Genomic DNA, 19,199 nt, shown 5'->3' with positions numbered 1-19,199 from the left:
TGAGCGGTTGAGTTTTTGCTTGAGTCGTTGCTTGAGTTGTCGCTTGAGTCGTCGGCTGTAACGCGCAGTGTCTGCAAAGTGTCAGAAAGATAGTCACGCGCGCCTCTCGCTGGAAAGCCCGGGTCTCCACATCGGAAGCCCGGGCTTTTCACTATCCGGATTGCTTCGCACAGTCATTGGCGGATGCGCGGAATGGGTTGACAGCCCCTTCGGGCCGTCGATATAATTTCGCTTCTCTTTTGGGTCGTTAGCTCAGCTGGTAGAGCAGCGGACTTTTAATCCGTTGGTCACAGGTTCGAATCCCGTACGGCCTACCAAAAGATTCAAGGGCTTACACGCGTCAGCGTCGTAAGCCCTTTTCTTTTTTGCGTCGCAGTTTCTCTGCTCGCTCCAGAAACGCCCAAGCCCGAACCCAAGCCCAAGCAAAGCCCAAAAAGCAGAAGCCTCCGCTCAACTCTCTGTACTTTTCCACAGCATCCCACGCCCGTTCACCAACGCAACTTCGCACATTCCGACAACGCTACGGACTCCGAACGTGAACATTTATTGAGACATAAAGACGTGCAATGATCGCCGCAGTCTGACTCAGCCGCTGTCAAGCAGCGCAGGCAGACGCTCTCGCAACACCGCAACGTGCGGCGCTTTCATTCCATCGATATGACCAATTTTCTGTTCGATCTCGCCTCGAATCTTGCGTTGCTGGCAATCGTGCTGGTTGCATGCCATCTGTGTAATCGTCTGATACCGGGCGCTGCGCTAAACGGTTCGCGCGTCTTTGCCGCGCTCGTGTTCGCCGCGGTGCTGCTCGACGCGGCCCTCACCTTTCTCGTGTTCGCGGACGCCCGAACCCGTTATGGCCAGTTCAGCACGTCGACGGCGTTTTTTACGCGTAGCGCGGCGTACGCGCTCGCTGTCGTTGCCGCGTTTGTCTGGAGCAGTCGCAGCCGTCGCAACGTGCTCGCGAAAGCAAGCGCGGACAAAGCGCTCGTCATCCCGACATCGCCGTACACGGAATCTCATTTGCCGATGTGAACCGCCGCGTCCTTAACGTGTCGGCGGTCCCGCAAAATAAAAACGGCGTCGCGAAAAATCGCGACGCCGTTTTGTTCATGCAGAAACCTTAGCGGGCTATCCGAGCGATGCCGGTTTAGCTCGGCTTCGACGCGTTCTTGCGCGTCATCTTCCACAGCGCGCCGAGCACGACCGGCACAATCGCCGCGCCAATGCCGACCAGCACGATCACATTCAGGTATTGGCGGATGAACGGAATGTTGCCGAAGAAATAGCCGAGCAGTACGAGCAGCAACACCCAGAACAGCGCACCGGCGATATTGAAAAGCTGAAACCGGCTGACCGTCATCTCCGACGCACCGGCGACAAACGGCGCAAACGTGCGCACCACCGGAATGAAGCGCGCGAGCACGATCGTCTTGCCGCCGTGCTTTTCATAGAAGTCGTGCGTTTTCTGCAGCGCGCGCCGATCCAGGAAACGCTCGAGCATGGGAATGCGCGAGTTGAAAACCTTGGGACCGATCGATCGTCCGATCATGTAGTTGACGGTATTGCCGGTCGTTGCCGCGACGAACAGCAGCAGAATCAGCAAACCGAGATTCATCTGCCCAGCCGCGCAAAACGCGCCGCCGATGAACAGCAACGAATCGCCCGGCAGAAACGGCAGAATCACAAGCCCCGTTTCGCAGAACACGATCAGGAAAAGGACCGCATAGACCCAGGCGCCGTACACGTGGATGAATTCCCCAAGGAACTTGTCGATGTGCAGCACGAGGTTGGCGAGATGTAGCAGCGTGTCCAAAAAGCGTCCTTTATCAAGCGAAAATGAGCGTGGCGGGAAAATCCGGCGGAGTTGTACTGGCGATCGCGGCAAGCGGCGCCGACCCCGCAAATTGACCGCGTCATGATACAGAAAGTGCCCGGTCGATCCTGGAAAATCTCCGGCACGTTTACGCCATTCCAGGACGGCCGCGCCGAATCGCTATAATTTCGCCATGTCCGAATTCCCCGAAACGCCCGCCCGCGCCGACGCATCCGCCGCTGCTGCCAGCATACCGAGCACGCCGAGTGCGCCGGGCACGCCCGCGCCGCGGCCGCTGCGCGCGATCCAGCCGCTGCCCGATCAGCTTATCAGCCAGATTGCCGCCGGCGAGGTGGTCGAGCGGCCGGCATCGGTCGTGAAGGAGTTGCTGGAAAACGCGCTCGACGCAGGCGCGCAGACGTTGCGCATCATGCTCGATGAAGGCGGCGTCAAACGTATTTCGATTACCGACGACGGCTGCGGCATTCCCGAGAACGAACTGGCGCTCGCGTTGATGCGCCACGCGACCAGCAAGATCCGCTCGCTCGCCGAACTCGAGGCAGTGGCCACGCTCGGATTTCGCGGCGAGGCGCTCGCGTCGATTGCGTCGGTCGCGCAAATGACGATCACGAGCCGCACGGCCGATGCGCCGCACGCGATGCGCGTCGATGCGCAAACGGGTGTGCTGAGCCCCGCCGCAGGCACGCAAGGCACCACGATCGAAGTGCGCGAGCTGTACTTCAACACGCCGGCGCGCCGCAAATTCCTGAAGAGCGAACAGACCGAACTCGGGCATTGTCTCGAGCAGATTCGACGCGCCGCGCTGGCGCGTCCGGACGTCGCGATTTCGGTGCTGCATAACGGCAAGGCGGTCGAGCATTGGAACGCGAGTGAACCGCCGGTGCGGGTCGCGAAGATACTCGGCGAAACTTTCGCGACCGCTCATCTGCCGCTCGACGAGTCGGCCGGCCCGCTCGCCGTCTACGGTTGCGCGGGTCTGCCGACCGCAAGCCGCGGGCGCTCGGATCAGCAGTACTTCTTCGTCAACGGCCGTTTCGTGCGCGACAAGCTGCTCACGCACGCGGTGCGCGCCGCTTATGAAGACGTGCTGCACGGCGATCGTTATCCGTCGTATGTGCTGTTTCTCGATCTGCCGCCCGAAGCGGTCGATGTGAACGTGCATCCGTCGAAGATCGAAGTGCGCTTCCGTGATTCGCGCTCGATTCATCAGTTCGTTTTTCACGCGGTTCAGCGGGCGTTGGCGCGTCATGCGGGCGCGTCGCCCGAAACGACGGCGGGCGGGCATGCGGCGCATTTGCAGGCGTCGGCGGGCGGAGGGGTTTCGTTGGGGACCCCGGCGTTTGGGGCGTCGTCCTTTGGCACGTCGCCGTCTGGCGCGTCGCCCATTAGCGGGGCGGGGTTTGGCGCGTCAGCGTCAGCCGCAACCGGTGCGGGCGGCTTCGGTGGGAACTCGTCGAGCGGCCCGGCGAGCAGCGGCTTCAACGCGTCGCAGCCCGGCAATACCTGGATGCGCCAGTCGCGCATGACGCAGGGCACGCTGCCCGTCGCGCAGCCGCTCGCTTTCTACGACGCGCTGTTCGGCCGCAAGGACAACAGCGGGGTCGCGCAGCAAGGCGCGACGCTTTTCGAAGCACGCGATTCCGCCGCCGAAGGCGCGTCGCCGTATAACACGTCGGCGTCCTATGCCTCGCCCACCTTCAATCCCGCGGACGACCAGCCGCTTGGCTTCGCGCTCGGCCAGATCCACGGCATCTATGTGCTCGCGCACAATGCGCACGGGCTCGTAATCGTCGATATGCACGCCGCGCACGAGCGCATTCTGTACGAGCAGTTCAAGAATGCGCTGGCCGATCGCACGATCGCCGTGCAGCCGCTGCTGATTCCGCAGACGATGCAGGCCGATGCGGTCGAAATCGGCACCGTCGATGAAGAGCGCGACACGCTCGATGCACTCGGCTTCGATCTCGCCGTGCTGTCGCCGACCACGCTCGCCATCCGTGCAGTGCCGGCGCTGCTGAAAGACGCCGATTTGCAGGCGCTGGCGCGCGCGGTGCTGTCCGATCTGCACGCGTACGGCGGCTCGCGTGTGTTGACCGAGCGTCAGCACGAACTGCTCGGCACGCTCGCATGCCATCACGCGGTGCGCGCGAACCGGCGTCTGACGCTCGATGAAATGAACGCGCTGCTGCGGCAGATGGAGGCGACCGAACGCGCCGATCAATGCAATCACGGGCGTCCGACGTGGTATCAATTGACGCTGTCCGATCTCGATCGGCTGTTCATGCGCGGGCAGTGACGGTGGGGGGTTTGGTGCGCGTGGTGGGCTCGATGGTCTTGACGCGCGCGACGCCCGCGATGTTGTCGATGTTGTCGATGCGCCTGATGTTGTCGATGCGCCTGATGTGCTCGATGTGCTTTGTACGCTTGGTCCGCTCGATGGCCTTGATGCACGCGACGCCCGCGATGTTCCCGATGCGCCTCATGCTCTTGATGCGCTCGATGTGCTTTGTGCGCTTGGTCCGCTCGACGGTCTTGATGCGCGTGACGCCCGCGAAGTTCTCGATGCGCCTCAACCCCTCGATGCTCTTGATGCCCGCGACGCGCTCGATGCCTTCGATGCGCCTGATGCGTTCGATGCGCCTGATGCCTTCGATGCGCCTGATGTTCTCAATGCGCCTGATGTTCTCAATGCGGCTGATGCGCTCGATGCGCTTAACGCCCTTCATGCCTTTGGCGCCCTCGATGCTCCCGACGCCCGCAACGCACCTGATGCGCTCCACGCACGCAACGCCCTCCACACCCCCAGCCCCCGATTGCCGCCCGCCGGCCCACCCATGACCGCCCGCCCCCCCACGCCCATCCCCTGCCTACTCGGCCCGACCGCCTCCGGCAAGACCGCGGCCGCGCTAGCACTGGCCGCCCAGCGCCCGATCGAAATCATCAGCGTCGATTCCGCGCTCGTCTATCGTCAGATGGACATCGGCACCGCAAAGCCGACCGCCGAAGAACGCGCGATCGCGCCGCATCATCTGATCGATATCGTCGACCCGGCCAACGCCTACTCAGCCGCCGAATTTCGCGCCGACGCGCTGCGCCTCACAGCCGAGATCCACGCGCGCGGCCGGTTGCCGCTGCTGGTGGGCGGAACGATGCTGTACTACAAGGCGCTCACGCAAGGGCTCAACGACTTGCCCGCCGCCGACGCCAACGTGCGCGCGCAACTGGACGCCGACGCCGCGCGCGACGGCTGGCCGGCGCTGCATGCGCGCCTCGCCGCCGTCGATCCCGCGACAGCCGCGCGCCTCGCACCCAACGACTCGCAGCGCATCCAGCGCGCGCTCGAAGTATTCATGCTGACCGGCGAGGCGATGTCGACGCTGCTGGCCGCGCCCGCGCGCACCGACGATGCCGCGGCCGATTGGCGCTTCGTGCCGATCGCGCTCGAGCCTTCCGACCGGAGCGTGCTGCACGCGCGCATCGAGCGGCGTTTCGACGCGATGCTGGAAAACGGTTTCGTCGATGAAGTGGTGAAGCTGAGGGAACGCGGCGATCTGTCGCCCGAGATGCCGTCGATGCGTTGCGTCGGCTACCGGCAAGTCTGGGAATATCTGGACGGCGCGGTCGACTATGCAACCATGCGCGACAAAGGCGTGTTCGCGACGCGGCAATTGTGCAAGCGGCAGCTCACATGGCTGCGCAGCATGGACGAGCGGGTGGTGGTGGACTGCTGCGATCGAGAAGCAACGGCGCGCGTGCTAGAGGTGATTGAAGCGTTGACGTAAAGCGTCAAGCGCAAAGCGCGGGATATGAAGCAACGCCGTGAGGCGCGAAAAGCGTGAAAGCAAACCGGCGAAAGCAAACCGGCAAACGCAAGCCGGCAAATCACAGCCCGCGCGGCGCAATCCATCGCAACGCCGCGCGAACCACCGACCTTTTAAACCACAACCGTCTGCGCTTCACCCGCAGCGCTTTCGCGAATCACGCCGATCTTCCAGACCTGCTCGCCGGCCGCCGACAACAGACCGATCGCGGCATCCGCGTCCGCAGCGGACACGACGACTGCCATGCCGATCCCGCAATTGAACACGCGATGCATTTCCGCGTCCGCGACGCCGCCGTGCTTTTGCAGCCACGAGAACAGCGGCGGCAGCGGCCAGCCGCGATGATCGAGTTCGGCCGTCAGACCTTCGCGCAAAACGCGCGGAATGTTTTCGACGAGCCCGCCGCCCGTGATGTGCGCCATGCCCTTCACGGCGATCTGCTGCATCAGCGCGAGGAGCGGCTTCACGTAGATATGCGTGGGCGCCATCAACGCGTCGGCGAGCGAACGGCCGTCGAAATCCGCGTTCAGATCGGGCTGCGCGCGCTCGATGATCTTGCGCACGAGCGAAAAACCATTCGAGTGGATGCCGCTCGAAGCGAGCCCCAGCACCACGTCGCCGGGGGCGATCGTGCTGCCGTCGATAATCTTGCTCTTTTCGACCGCGCCGACCGCGAAGCCGGCCAGATCGTATTCGCCATCGGGATACATGCCCGGCATTTCAGCGGTTTCGCCGCCGATCAGCGCGCAGCCCGCCAGTTCACAACCGTAAGCGATGCCCTTGACCACGGTCGCCGCCGTGCCGACGTCGAGCTTGCCGCACGCGAAGTAGTCGAGGAAAAAGAGCGGCTCGGCGCCTTGCACGAGAATGTCGTTCACGCTCATCGCGACCAGATCCTGGCCCACGGTGTCGTGCTTGTTCAACTGAAACGCGAGGCGCAGCTTCGTGCCCACGCCGTCCGTGCCCGACACGAGCACGGGTTCCTTGTACCGCTTCGGCACCTCGAACAGCGCGCCGAATCCGCCGATGCCGCCCAGCACGCCGTCGCGCATCGTCTTTTTGGCAAAGGGCTTGATTGCGTCGACAAGAGCGTCGCCCGCGTCGATGTCCACGCCAGCGTCCCGATACGACAGACCTTGGGCCGAATCAGTGGAATTCGGGGCGGATTTCGGTTGATTCATGGGGGGAGCGCTCGAAGGTCGGTAAAATGCGATTTTACCCGATGCCGATCGAGAGTTGGCGCTTCAGCGCTTACTCCGGTCCCATAGAGAGTTGCCGGCCGGCTGGCTGGAATTTGATCATCCGGTTCCGACGACACCAGGGAAACAACTTTGCAACAGAATTCCTCGATACTGACTCCGGTGCAGCGCCGCGCCTTCATCTGGCTCGCTATTGCGCTCGGCGTCGGCATTCTGCTGTGGCTGCTGAGTCCGGTTCTCACGCCCTTTCTGCTCGGCGCGATTCTCGCCTACATCCTGCAGCCCGGCGTCGCGTGGATGGTGCGCCGGCGCGTGCCGCGCGCACTCGCCGCCTTGCTGATGATGCTGCTTTTCACGTTGCTGATGACGCTGCTGGTGCTGCTCGTGTTCGCCGTCATCCAGAAGGAAGGGCCGCAGTTGCGGCAGCAGGTGCCGCAGCTCTTCGCGCATGTGAATGCGTGGCTGCAACCCAAGCTTGCGATGCTCGGCCTCGCCGATTCGCTCGACTTCGCGAGCGTGCGCGACATGGTGATGGGCCAGCTCGAAGGCAGTGCGCAGACGGTCGCGCGCTATGCGTGGACGTCGATCGTGACGAGCGGCAACGTCATGATGACCGTGGTCGGCAATCTCGTGATGGTGCCGCTCGTGCTGTTCTATCTGCTTTACGACTGGAACCGCATGCTGCTGCGCATGCAGAGCGTGGTGCCGCGGCGCTGGCTCGACAAGACGCTGCAACTCGCGCGCGACATGGATCAGATGCTGTCGCAATACCTGCGCGGCCAGTTGCTCGTGATGGGCGTGCTCGCCGTGTTCTACGCGGCCGCGCTCAGCATCGCCGGCTTCGAGATTGCGTTGCCCGTGGGCATTTTCACGGGGCTCGCCGTGTTCATTCCGTATATCGGCTTCGCGACCGGTCTTGCGCTTGCGCTGCTCGCGGCGCTGCTGCAGTTCGGCAACTGGTACGGCTTCGGCGCGGTCGCGCTGATTTACGGCGTCGGGCAGATCGTGGAAAGCTTTTATCTCACGCCGCGTCTCGTCGGCGAGCGAATCGGCCTGCACCCGCTCGCGGTTATCTTCGCGCTGCTCGCGTTCGGGCAGTTGTTCGGCTTTTTCGGCGTGCTGCTCGCGCTGCCGGTCAGCGCGATTCTGTCGGTGGCGATGCGCGAGTTGCGGCAAAGCTATCTGCAAAGCACGCTCTATAACAATTGATGTTCTGCTCCGGCGTCCCGGCTCAGCGGGACACTTCGCGGCTTCAGCCTTACTTTCGGCATTAACCTACTGTGCTTCGTCAACTGACGCTCGATCTCGGCACGCCGCCGCCATCGACATTCGACAATTTTTTCGCCGGCGCGAACGCCGAGCTGGTCACGCGCCTGCGTGAGCTCGATAGCGCGCTCGCCGCCGGGCCGGTCGCCGATCGCACGTTCTACATCTGGGGCGAAGCGGGCAGCGGCCGCACACATCTGCTGCAAGCACTCGTGCATGAAGCGCCGCGCGGGCATGCGCGCTTCGCCGGTCCGCAAAGCAGCCTCGCCGCGTTCAGTTTCGATCCGCGCGTCGCGCTGTATGCAATCGACGATTGCGACGGCCTCTCCGCCGCGCAGCAGGTCGCCGTGTTCAATCTCTTCAACGAAGTGCGCGCGCATCCGACCAGCGCGCTCGTCGCCACCGGCAACGCGCCGCCGATCGGCATGACAGTGCGCGAAGATCTGCGCACGCGGCTCGGCTGGGGCCTCGTGTTCCATCTCGCGCCCTTGCCCGACGAAGGCAAAGCCGCCGTGCTGAAGCACGCGGCCCGCGAGCGCGGCATCATGCTCGCCGACGACGTGCCCGCCTATCTGCTCACGCACTTTCGCCGCGACATGCCGAGCCTGATGGCGCTGCTCGACGCGCTCGACCGCTTCTCGCTCGAACAGAAGCGCGCGGTCACGCTGCCGCTGTTGCGCACGATGCTGGCTTCGCCCGGCCAGGACGGCCCCGCCGCGTCGTCCGCCGCTTCAAGTAAAATAGACCCCCATGGCTAATCTCGCACTCTTCGACCTCGACCACACGCTCATTCCCACCGACAGCGACCACGAATGGGGCCGCTTCATGGTGAAACACGGCATGGTCGACGCCGAAAATTTCGCCCGTGACAACGACCGCTTTTACGCCGACTACAAGGCCGGCAAGCTCGACATTCACGCGTATCTGATCGCCATGCTCACGCCGCTCGCCAAATACACGCGCGCGCAACTCGCGGACTTTCACGCGCAGTACATGCATGAAGTGATCACGCCGGCCATCCTTCCGGCGGCGGTCGAACTGGTCAAGCGGCACCGCGAAGCGGGCGACCTGTGCTGCGTGGTCACGGCCACCAACGAATTCATCACCCGTCCCATCGCGAGCGCGTTCGGCGTGGACACGCTGATCGCCTGCGAAGCGGAAACCGTCGACGGCCAGCCGCATTCGGCCTACACGGGCCGCCCCACCGGCACGCCGAGCTACAAGGAAGGCAAGATCGTGCGCACCGAGGCATGGCTCGCATCGCTCGGCAAAAGCTGGAGCGACTTCGAGCACAGCTATTTCTACAGCGATTCGCACAACGACATTCCGCTGCTCGAAAAGGTCACCGACCCAATCGCGACCAATCCGGACGACACATTGCGTGCTCATGCACAAGCCAAGGGCTGGCGCATCCTCGAACTCTTTCAACCCCAGTGATCAAAAAACTCATTCGCAAGCTATTCGGCCAGGACACAGCATCCGCCGACGACACGCTGCCGGCTGAAGCCGACGCAGACGAAACCGGCAGCGCACCGGCACACCATGCACAAGGCGCCGCGGGCGCGGGCCGCGCGCGCCGCAAGCCGGCTCGCGGCGGCGCGTCCACCAAACCACAGGTGCCGGACCCCGACGTGCCGGTCATCATTCCGCACGACGTGCACGGCATCGACCCCACGCTGATCTCGCGCAACGCGATTCGCGTGACCGAAGGGCTTCAGCAGGCGGGGCACCGGGCGTTTATCGTCGGCGGTGCGGTGCGCGATCTGCTGCTCGGCATCAAGCCGAAAGATTTCGACGTCGCGACCGACGCCACGCCCGAGCAGGTGCAGAAGCTGTTTCGCCGTGCGCGCATCATCGGCCGCCGGTTTCAGATCGTGCATGTGCAGTTCGGCCAGGAAATCATCGAAACGTCGACGTTCCGCGCGCTGGTCGATCCGCCCGCCGCTGACGCTGCGCCGCCGCGGCGCCTGAAGCGCGACGAGCTCGATCGCCGCACGCACGCGGTGGACGCGAGCGGCCGCGTGCTGCGCGACAACGTGTGGGGCGAGCAGCACGAAGACGCCACGCGCCGCGACTTCACGATCAACGCGATGTACTACGATCCGGCCACGGAGACCGTGCTGGATTATCACAACGGCATGGCCGACGTGCGCGCGCGTCTGTTGCGCATGATCGGCGATCCGGCCACGCGTTATCGCGAAGATCCGGTGCGCATGCTGCGCGTCGTGCGTTTCGCGGCCAAGCTCGACTTCGAGATCGAAGACGCGACGCGCGACCCGATCGCGAAAATGGCCGATCTGATCAACAACGTGCCGGCCGCGCGTCTCTTCGACGAGATGCTGAAGCTCATGCTGTCCGGACACGCGCTCGCCTGTCTGAAGCGCTTGCGCCAGGAAGGTCTGCATCACGGACTGTTGCCCTTGCTCGACGTCGTGCTCGAGCAGCCGACCGGCGAAAAATTCATCACGCTCGCGCTCAACAATACCGACGCACGCGTGCGCGCCGGCAAGCCAGTGTCGCCGGGTTTTCTGTTTGCAACACTTTTGTGGCACGACGTACAGCAGCGCTGGCAGAAATTCGAAGCGAACGGCGAGTATCCGGTGCCCGCGCTGCATCGCGCGATGGACGAAGTGCTCGACATGCAGACCGAGAAACTCGCTATCCACAAGCGTTTTTCGTCCGATATGCGCGAGATCTGGGGCTTGCAGTTGCGCCTCGAAAAACGTTCGGGAAGAAGCGCGCTGAAGCTGCTGGAACACCAAAGATTTAGAGCGGGGTATGATTTCCTCCTGTTGCGCTGCGAATCGGGCGAACTCGACGAGTCGGTCGGAGCGTGGTGGACGGAGTTCATCGAAGGAGACATCGCGGCGCGTGAGGCATTGCTCACGCAAGGCGGGAAGGACCGAAGCCCCAGAAAACGACGGCGGCGCGGCGGTGGCGCCAGAAACCGCAAACCGGGCGACGGAATGGAGGGCGGCACGCCAGCCGAACGCACAGACGCCGAAGCGGGCCACGACAGCCCGCACGAAGACTGAAGCAGCGTTCGCTAACGCAGCGCTGGTTCATGCAGCGTCGGCTGAAGCCGTCGAACGATAGTTGCAGGAAGTTATGCCATGACGGTTGCTTATCTCGGCCTCGGCGCGAATCTCGGGGACGCGCGCCAGACCCTGAAAGACGCGGTGGTGTGCCTCGCACAACAGCACACCATCACCGTGCTCGCCAAGTCGAGCCTGTATCGCACTGCCCCGATCGACGCGGGCGGTGACGACTATTTCAACTGTGTCGTGAAGATCGACACGACGCTCCCCGTGCGGCATCTGCTTGCGCTGTGCCACAAGATCGAGCATCAGTTCGGCCGTGAACGGCCCTTTCGCAATGCACCGCGCACGCTCGATCTGGACATCCTGCTCTTCGGCGATCAATCCATCGACGAAGCCGATCTGATCGTTCCGCATCCCCGTCTTGTCGAACGCGCGTTTGCGCTGGTTCCGCTCGTCGAGATCGACGCCGCGCTGATCATTCCGCGGCATGGCCGCGCTGACGCGCTGCTCGACGGCGTGCGCGAACAACGCATCGAGAAGGTCAAAGGGCCTTGCCAGTGCCCGACGCTCAACGCACTCAACGCCGGCAAAGGCCGCTGCGAATGAATTCACCGCCACTCACCGTCACCGCGCCGCAATTGCGGCCTCCGTTCGGCTATCTTGCGATCGAAGGGCCGATCGGCGTCGGCAAGACATCGCTCGCGCGGCGTCTCGCGCAACGCTGGTCGATGCAGGAATTGTTCGAGCGGCCCGAAGACAATCCCTTCCTCGAACGCTTTTATCGCGACACCACGCGTTATGCGTTGCCCGCGCAATTGCATTTCGCGTTGCAACGCGCGCAGCAGGCGCAGGACGTGAACGCGGTACAACTGGCCGGCACGCCGCTCATCGCCGATTTCATGACGCAGAAGAACGACATCTTCGCGCGCCTCACGCTGCAGGAAGACGAGTGGCATTTGTACCGCGCGCTCGCCGCGCGCCTCGAAGTGAGCGCGCCGGCGCCGGACTTCGTCGTGTATTTGCAGGCGAGTCCCGAGGTGCTGTTCTCGCGCATCCAGAAGCGCGCGGTGCCTATGGAATTGCAGATTTCCGACGCCTATCTGCATGCGCTCTGCGACGCGTATAACGAGTTCTTCTATCACTACGACCGCACGCCGGTGCTGACGGTCAACGCCGAACATCTGAATCCGCTCGACTCCGACGCGGACCTTGCGCTGCTCGCCGAACGCATCGAAACCATGCGCGGACGCAAGGAATTCTTTGTCAAAGGCACGTCGCTTTAAGCGACGCGCGCCCCTCTTTCAACGGATCGACCCATGACCTATTTGCAGGAAGCGAGCCGGAACGCGATCACCGTGCCGAAACTGCAGGCAATGCGCGATGCGGGCGAGAAAATCGCCATGCTCACCTGTTACGACGCGAGCTTTGCGGCGCTGCTCGATCGCGCGGGCGTCGACGTTTTGCTGATCGGCGATTCGCTCGGCAACGTGCTGCAAGGGCAGACCACGACGCTGCCGGTGTCGCTCGCCGATATTGCGTATCACACGGCCAGTGTGGCGCGTGCGCGGCCGTCGGCGTTGATCGTCGCCGACTTGCCGTTCGGCACGTACGGTACGGCGGAACAGGCGTACCGAAGCTCCGTCGAACTGATGCGCGCCGGCGCGCAGATGGTGAAGCTGGAAGGCGGCGAGTGGCTTGCCGACACGGTGCGCTTTCTGGTCGAGCGCTCGATTCCGGTGTGCGCGCATGTTGGACTGACGCCGCAGTCGGTGCATGCGTTCGGCGGCTTCAAGGTGCAAGGCAAGACCGAGGAAGGCGCGAACCAGTTGCTGCGCGATTCACTCGCGATGCAAGCGGCGGGCGCGCAGCTCATCGTGATGGAAGCCATTCCGACGCTGCTCGCAAGCGAAGTCACGAAGCAGTTGCGTATTCCGACGATCGGCATCGGCGCCGGGCTCGATTGCTCAGGTCAGGTGCTGGTGTTGCATGACATGCTGGGGATTTTTCCCGGCAAGCGCCCGCGCTTCGTGAAGGATTTCATGCAGGGCCAGCCGAGTATTCTCGCGGCGGTTGAAGCCTATGTGCGTGCGGTGAAGGATGGGGCGTTTCCTGGGCCTGAGCATACGTTTTGAGGGTTTGGGTGGCGGTGCGGGCTGGCGCTTGGCCCTTCGCACCGTTCTAACGGATAACCCGCGCCGGCAGCGCTCCGCGCAGCGCATTGCAGATCATCAGCGCTTCGGCGTTCAACACATCCGCCTGCCTCAGCACTCTTTCGGCCGCCTGCAAGCTCGCGTCGTCCTCGAGCAGCACGCTTCGCATCACGCCCGGCAACACGCCCGACTCGAGCGGCGGCGTCCACCACTTGCCAGCCAGCTTCACAAATACGTTCGACCGCCCGCCTTCCGTCAACTCGCCTCGTTCGTTGAAGAACAGCGTGTCGAACGCGCCTTTCGCCTCGGCTTCGCGCCAGCCGCGGTCATACTCGGCGCGGCGCGTGGTCTTGTGGTGCAACAGCGGATCGCCAGCTTGCATCGTCGCGAAGCCGTGATCTGTTGCGAGCAGCACGCCGACCGTCGAGTCGGCCAACGGCGTCAGGATCGCCGCCGTGATCTGCGTTGCGCCATTCTTGGCTAGTGCGAGACGCATGCGATGCGCAGTCTTTGCAGGCAACGCCGCGCATTGTTCCGCAATCTGTGCGCGCACGGCTTCGGCATCGAATGGAAAGCCCAACGCCGCGGCACTTGCCGAGAGTCTCGCGAGATGGCGCGACAGATAACGCACCCCATCTTCGCGCGTCGCGTGCATGGTTTCGAACAGTTCGAATCCCGGCTCAGCGCCGGTCAGAAAGCGCGCTTTCAATCGACACTCCGCGTATTCGTCCTCGGCGACGCTGTCGAGCACGATGCCCGCGCCGATGCCCATCGTGCCGCGCAACGAGCCTGCTTGCGCCGACGGCTTCAACGTCAGCGTTCGAATGGCGACCGACATGCAGAAGTCGCCGCACGCATTTTCAGTCGAGCCCGCCGGTTCCGACGCGGCCGCGTCCAGCCAGCCGATCGCGCCGGTATAGAGTCCGCGCGGCGTGCTCTCGAGTTCGTCGATCAACTGCATCGTGCGATGCTTCGGCGCGCCGGTGATCGAGCCGCACGGGAACAGCGCGCGCAGTATGCCGGCGAACGACGTGCCGGGCCGCAAAGCGGCTTCTACCGTCGACGTCATCTGCCAGACCGACGCATATGGCTCGACCGAAAAGAGCGCCGGCACCTTGACCGAGCCCGTCTGCGCGACACGCGACAAATCGTTGCGCAACAGATCGACGATCATCACGTTCTCGGCGCGATTCTTCGGATCGCTGCCAAGGAATTCAGCGGCGCCGCGATCCGTTGCCGGATCGTCAGAGCGCGGCGCCGTGCCTTTCATCGGACGGGCGCGCAACGTAGCGCCCTGCTTCTCAACGAACAGCTCGGGCGAACACGACAGCACCCAGGCGCCGCCCGGCAGTGCGATCAACGCGCCGTAGCGGACCGGCTGCCGCGCCCTCAACCGCCGATACAGCGCGACGGGCGAGCCGAACACGTCGAAGCCAAGACGGTATGTGTAGTTGACCTGATACGAATCGCCGGCGTGCAGCGCGCTGTGAATCGCGCCGATCGCCGCGTTGAACTCCTCGGGCTCGACGCTCTCGCGCACGTTCGCCGTGCCCGCCACCGACGGCTCAGCAAGACCGCCGTCTTCGTTCACGAGCCACGCGTCGACTTCATCGCGCGAAAGTTTTTCGCAACGTTCGAACAATAAAAAACGCAGCGTGGCATCGCCATGCTGCGTTTTGAACGACGGACCCGATTCCCCGTCGAGAAGATGCCGGCCGAATTCATAGTCGGCGAGTACGACGGCATGCAGACCGAGCCGCGCGTCCGCTGCCGCGGCCTCGCACACGGCTTCGAGCTGCGTGGCGTTCGCGCACACGCGCTCATGCACGAAGCGCGTGTACAGACGGCTTGAGCGGCGCGCCGCCGACGCGTCGCAATCATCGAGCAATGCAAACACTGCGCCGCGCTCATCTGCCGTCATGCTGACCGCCAACCTCAAACCGCCATTAATCGAAGAAGCTCTTCACCCGGTCGAACCAGCTCTTGCTTTGCGGGCTATGCCGCGCGCCGCCTTCCACCAAAGCCTTCTCGAATTGCTTCAGCAGATCGCGCTGCGGTTCGGTGAGCTTGACCGGCGTTTCGACCTGCACATGCACGTACAGGTCGCCGGGAATGCTCGAACGCAGGCCCTTGATGCCCTTGCCGCGCAACCGGAACGTCTTGCCCGACTGCGTGCCTTCGGGCACCGTGAAGCTCGCGCGGCCGGCAAGCGTCGGCACTTCGATCTCGCCGCCCAATGCTGCCGTGGTGAAGGGAATCGGCATCTGGCAATGCAGATCGTCGCCGTCGCGCTCGAACACCGAGTGCTGCTTGATGTGAATCTCGACGTACAGATCGCCCGACGGTCCGCCGTTGATGCCCGGTTCGCCGTTGCCGGCGGAACGGATGCGCATGCCGTCGTCGATACCTGCCGGAATCTTCACTTCGAGCGTCTTGGTTTCCTTCACCTTGCCCGCGCCGTGGCAGTGACCGCAGGGCTCGGGAATATAGGTGCCGGTGCCGTGACACTTCGGACACGTTTGCTGAATGCTGAAGAAGCCTTGCGACATGCGCACCGCGCCCGAACCGCTACACGTCGGACAGGTTTCCGGCTTCGTGCCGGGTTTCGCGCCCGAGCCGTGACAGACTTCGCACGAGACCCAGCTCGGCACGCGAATCTGCGTTTCGTAGCCGTGCGCCGCCTGCTCGAGCGTGATTTCCATGCTGTAGCGCAAGTCGGCGCCGCGATACACCTGCGGGCCCGCACGGCCACCGCCGCGCGCGGCGCCCCCGGCCGCCTGGCCGAAGATGTCGCCGAAGATATCGCCGAACGCATCGGCAAAACCGCCGAAGCCTTGCGCGCCGGCTCCGCCCATGTTCGGATCGACGCCCGCGTGACCATACTGGTCATACGCGGCGCGCTTTTGCGAGTCCGAGAGCATTTCGTAGGCTTCCTTCACCTCCTTGAAATGCTCTTCCGCATCCTTGTTGCCCGGATTGCGGTCGGGGTGATGCTTCATCGCCAGCTTGCGATAAGCCTTCTTGATTTCGTCGTCGCTCGCGTTCTTTGCGACGCCCAGAACCTCGTAGTAATCCCGTTTCGCCATATCGGTTCAACGCCCCTCGCGCAATGCCGCGCGGTGGCTCCTCTTGAATGCTGGAGTCTCACGACTCGTCCGGCCGCTGTTTCATGCCGCCTGAATACGGCAAAAAACAACGCCCTCCATAAAACAAATGTGCCCGGAGAGCCTAAAAGGCTCGCCAGGCGTGATAACCGCTCTTGCACGTTCCCGCGTCCGGATGGGCGCGGTCCCTTGTGCAGCCGGGCCGCACACAAAACCCGTGTGCGGCTTTACGGTCGGAATGCGACCTGGCTTTAGTCTTTCTTGACTTCCTTGAAGTCGGCGTCGACCACATCGTCCTGCGGCTGGCTCGCGCCACCCGCCGATGCACCCGCGCTCGCGCCCGCCGCGCCTGCTGCCGCAGCTTCGGCACCTTGCGCAGCCTGCATGTCGGCGTACATCTTCTCGCCCATCTTCTGCGAGGCCGTGGCCACTGCTTCGATCTTGGCTTCGATCGCCGCCTTGTCGCTCGAACCGCTCTTCAGCGTTTCTTCGAGGTCCTTCAGCGCGGATTCGATCTTTTCCTTCTCGGCAGCTTCCAGCTTGTCGCCGTATTCGGTGAGCGCCTTCTTCGTGCTATGGACCAGCGCGTCGCCCTGGTTGCGGGCATCGGCCAGCTCACGCAGCTTGTGATCTTCTTCCGCGTTGGCTTCGGCGTCCTTCACCATCTTCTCGATTTCGGCTTCAGACAGACCCGAGTTCGCCTTGATCGTGATACGGTTTTCCTTGCCGGTCGCCTTGTCCTTCGCGCCGACGTGCAGAATGCCGTTTGCGTCGATGTCGAAGCTCACCTCGATCTGCGGCGTGCCGCGCGGTGCCGGCGGAATACCTTCCAGGTTGAACTCGCCGAGCAGCTTGTTGCCCGCCGCCATTTCGCGTTCGCCCTGATACACCTTGATCGTCACGGCGCTCTGGTTGTCGTCGGCCGTCGAGTAGACCTGCGAATGCTTGGTCGGGATCGTGGTGTTCTTGTTGATCATCTTCGTCATCACGCCGCCGAGCGTTTCGATGCCGAGCGACAGCGGGGTCACGTCGAGCAGCAGAACGTCCTTGCGGTCACCCGACAGAACCTGACCTTGAATCGCGGCGCCAACGGCCACGGCTTCGTCCGGGTTCACGTCGCGGCGCGGGTCCTTGCCGAAGAATTCCTTAACCTTTTCCTGCACCTTCGGCATGCGGGTCATACCGCCGACCAGAATCACGTCGTCGATTTCGCCGACCTTCACGCCTGCGTCCTTGATCGCCACGCGGCACGGTTCGATCGTGCGTTCGATCAGCTCCTCAACCAGCGCTTCCAGCTTGGCGCGCGTGATCTTCAGATTCAAATGCTTCGGACCCGACGCGTCAGCCGTGATGTACGGCAGGTTGATTTCGGTCTGCTGGCTCGACGACAGCTCGATCTTGGCCTTTTCAGCCGATTCCTTCAGGCGCTGCAGCGCGAGCACGTCTTTCGACAGATCGACGCCTTGCTCTTTCTTGAACTCGCCGATGATGTAGTCGATGATGCGCTGGTCGAAGTCTTCACCGCCGAGGAACGTGTCGCCGTTCGTGGACAGCACTTCGAACTGCTTCTCACCGTCGACGTCCGCGATTTCGATGATCGACACGTCGAACGTACCGCCGCCCAGGTCATACACGGCGATCTTGCGGTCGCCCTTCTCGTTCTTGTCGAGACCGAACGCGAGCGCGGCTGCGGTCGGTTCGTTGATGATGCGCTTGACTTCCAGACCGGCGATGCGGCCCGCATCTTTGGTTGCCTGACGCTGGCTGTCGTTGAAGTACGCGGGAACCGTGATCACTGCTTCGGTGACCGGCTCGCCGAGGTAGTCTTCAGCGGTCTTCTTCATCTTGCGCAGCACTTCCGCGGAGATCTGCGGCGGAGCGAGCTTCTGATCGCGCACTTCGACCCATGCGTCGCCGTTCTCGGCCTTCATGATCTTGTACGGCATCAGGCCGATGTCTTTCTGAACTTCCTTCTCTTCGAAGCGGCGACCGATCAGGCGCTTCACCGCGTACAGCGTGTTCTTCGGGTTCGTGACCGACTGACGCTTGGCAGGCGCGCCGACGAGAATCTCGCCGTCTTCCATATACGCGATGATCGACGGCGTGGTGCGCGCACCTTCCGAGTTCTCGATCACCTTGACCGAATTGCCTTCCATGATCGCCACGCACGAGTTGGTCGTGCCGAGGTCGATACCGATGATTTTGCCCATTTTTACTAATCTCCTGACTTTGATCGCTGCGGGAAGCGCCCTGTTTGCCGTTTGGCGGCAAGGCGATCCGCCCTGAATTCACACTGCACTGAACATAAGTGCGTCCGCATCGTTTTCAAGACCTCTTTTGCGATGCGGTCTTTAATTTTTTTCAATCGACCGGCGTTTCACCCGGCGTTTGGCCAGAAACCGCCTGAATCTTCTGCCGCGCCGCGGCGACAGCGGCCTGGAACTGCCCAAGACCGTGCCAGCCGGTTGCGCGGCCAAGCCGTTTGCCGCGATGAAAAAAGAACCACGTAGGCACGCCGTGAAGCATGAAGCGCCGCCCGAGCTCGCGGTGCTCGTAGACATTGCTGTGAAACCACCGCAGACCGAGCGCCCGGATCGCCTCAGGTTGCGCCAGCATCGCCTTCTTCGCGATCTCGCAATTGAAGCAGTCGAGGCCCCAGAAGAACACCACCGCGAGTTCGTCGCCTGCTTCGGCGAGGCCCGCGTCGAACGATTCGGCGCTCAGCTCCTTCATGTCGAAGACCGAAAACGCGGTTGCGTCGACGGGAATGTTGGCCATGATCGG

At 63.2% G+C, this 19,199-nt stretch carries 16 protein-coding genes and 1 tRNA gene; 11 read left to right on the top strand and 6 right to left on the bottom strand.

What is annotated here, in order from left to right; genetic code table 11:
• Positions 1-241: 241 nt before the first annotated feature.
• A tRNA-Lys gene (locus P0D87_RS11090) sits at positions 242-317 on the top strand.
• A 340-nt stretch (positions 318-657) separates the two neighbouring features.
• On the top strand, positions 658-1,032 hold the full coding sequence (locus tag P0D87_RS11085) for a hypothetical protein (protein ID WP_006047866.1): 375 nt from the start codon (positions 658-660) through the stop codon (positions 1,030-1,032).
• A gap of 115 nt (positions 1,033-1,147) precedes the next feature.
• Here the strand turns inward: P0D87_RS11085 and P0D87_RS11080 are convergent, their stop codons facing one another.
• On the bottom strand, positions 1,148-1,813 hold the full coding sequence (locus P0D87_RS11080; protein ID WP_006047867.1) for a VTT domain-containing protein: 666 nt from the start codon (positions 1,811-1,813) through the stop codon (positions 1,148-1,150).
• 193 nt (positions 1,814-2,006) lie between these two features.
• Between P0D87_RS11080 and mutL the strand changes: the two genes are divergently transcribed.
• Both mutL and miaA read left to right on the top strand, forming a co-directional pair.
• Positions 2,007-4,130, top strand: coding sequence for a DNA mismatch repair endonuclease MutL (gene mutL, locus P0D87_RS11075; RefSeq protein ID WP_053857541.1), 2,124 nt, complete (start codon positions 2,007-2,009; stop codon positions 4,128-4,130).
• A gap of 538 nt (positions 4,131-4,668) precedes the next feature.
• Complete coding sequence (miaA, locus tag P0D87_RS11070; RefSeq protein WP_053857539.1) at positions 4,669-5,616, top strand: tRNA (adenosine(37)-N6)-dimethylallyltransferase MiaA; 948 nt, start codon at positions 4,669-4,671, stop codon at positions 5,614-5,616.
• Between the two features lie 152 nt (positions 5,617-5,768).
• Here miaA and purM read toward each other — a convergent pair whose 3' ends face one another.
• Positions 5,769-6,836, bottom strand: a complete 1,068-nt coding sequence (purM, locus tag P0D87_RS11065; protein ID WP_006047871.1) for a phosphoribosylformylglycinamidine cyclo-ligase — start codon at positions 6,834-6,836, stop codon at positions 5,769-5,771.
• 150 nt (positions 6,837-6,986) lie between these two features.
• Between purM and P0D87_RS11060 the strand changes: the two genes are divergently transcribed.
• From P0D87_RS11060 to panB, 7 genes are all read left to right on the top strand, one after another.
• A complete protein-coding gene (locus tag P0D87_RS11060) occupies positions 6,987-8,063 on the top strand; it encodes an AI-2E family transporter (RefSeq protein ID WP_006047872.1) in 1,077 nt (358 codons plus the stop codon).
• 71 nt (positions 8,064-8,134) lie between these two features.
• Positions 8,135-8,878, top strand: coding sequence for a DnaA regulatory inactivator Hda (hda, locus tag P0D87_RS11055; RefSeq protein WP_029970417.1), 744 nt, complete (start codon positions 8,135-8,137; stop codon positions 8,876-8,878).
• Positions 8,871-9,557: a histidinol-phosphatase gene (locus tag P0D87_RS11050; RefSeq protein WP_006047874.1), complete on the top strand. Its 687-nt coding sequence runs from the start codon at positions 8,871-8,873 to the stop codon at positions 9,555-9,557. The genes hda and P0D87_RS11050 overlap by 8 nt, the downstream gene beginning before the upstream one ends.
• Positions 9,554-11,155 carry a polynucleotide adenylyltransferase PcnB gene (gene pcnB, locus P0D87_RS11045; RefSeq protein WP_006047875.1) on the top strand — a complete coding sequence of 534 codons (1,602 nt, stop codon included), beginning with the start codon at positions 9,554-9,556 and terminating at the stop codon, positions 11,153-11,155. The genes P0D87_RS11050 and pcnB overlap by 4 nt, the downstream gene beginning before the upstream one ends.
• 78 nt (positions 11,156-11,233) lie before the next feature.
• Positions 11,234-11,767, top strand: a complete 534-nt coding sequence (folK, locus tag P0D87_RS11040; protein WP_006047876.1) for a 2-amino-4-hydroxy-6-hydroxymethyldihydropteridine diphosphokinase — start codon at positions 11,234-11,236, stop codon at positions 11,765-11,767.
• The gene (locus tag P0D87_RS11035) at positions 11,764-12,444 is read left to right on the top strand and encodes a deoxynucleoside kinase (protein ID WP_053857538.1); all 681 of its coding nucleotides are present in this window, start codon (positions 11,764-11,766) and stop codon (positions 12,442-12,444) included. Before folK ends, P0D87_RS11035 begins: the two co-directional genes overlap by 4 nt.
• 33 nt (positions 12,445-12,477) lie before the next feature.
• A complete protein-coding gene (gene panB / locus P0D87_RS11030) occupies positions 12,478-13,293 on the top strand; it encodes a 3-methyl-2-oxobutanoate hydroxymethyltransferase (RefSeq protein WP_053857537.1) in 816 nt (271 codons plus the stop codon).
• A gap of 46 nt (positions 13,294-13,339) precedes the next feature.
• Here the strand turns inward: panB and pabB are convergent, their stop codons facing one another.
• The 4 genes from pabB to P0D87_RS11010 all read right to left on the bottom strand — a co-directional run bounded on the left by pabB (position 13,340) and on the right by P0D87_RS11010 (position 19,193).
• Positions 13,340-15,232 carry an aminodeoxychorismate synthase component I gene (gene pabB / locus P0D87_RS11025; RefSeq protein ID WP_053858953.1) on the bottom strand — a complete coding sequence of 631 codons (1,893 nt, stop codon included), beginning with the start codon at positions 15,230-15,232 and terminating at the stop codon, positions 13,340-13,342.
• 25 nt (positions 15,233-15,257) lie between these two features.
• Complete coding sequence (gene dnaJ, locus P0D87_RS11020) at positions 15,258-16,397, bottom strand: molecular chaperone DnaJ (protein WP_006047880.1); 1,140 nt, start codon at positions 16,395-16,397, stop codon at positions 15,258-15,260.
• A gap of 269 nt (positions 16,398-16,666) precedes the next feature.
• Positions 16,667-18,625, bottom strand: coding sequence for a molecular chaperone DnaK (gene dnaK, locus P0D87_RS11015; RefSeq protein ID WP_006047881.1), 1,959 nt, complete (start codon positions 18,623-18,625; stop codon positions 16,667-16,669).
• Positions 18,626-18,776: 151 nt separating this feature from the next.
• Positions 18,777-19,193 (bottom strand): thioredoxin family protein, encoded by a 417-nt coding sequence (locus P0D87_RS11010; protein WP_053857536.1) that lies wholly within the window; start codon positions 19,191-19,193, stop codon positions 18,777-18,779.
• Positions 19,194-19,199: the final 6 nt, after the last annotated feature.

The organism is Paraburkholderia sp. RL17-368-BIF-A (assembly GCF_046054045.1).
Lineage (GTDB): Bacteria > Pseudomonadota > Gammaproteobacteria > Burkholderiales > Burkholderiaceae > Paraburkholderia > Paraburkholderia graminis.
This window is presented reverse-complemented; position numbering and strand designations above follow the sequence as displayed.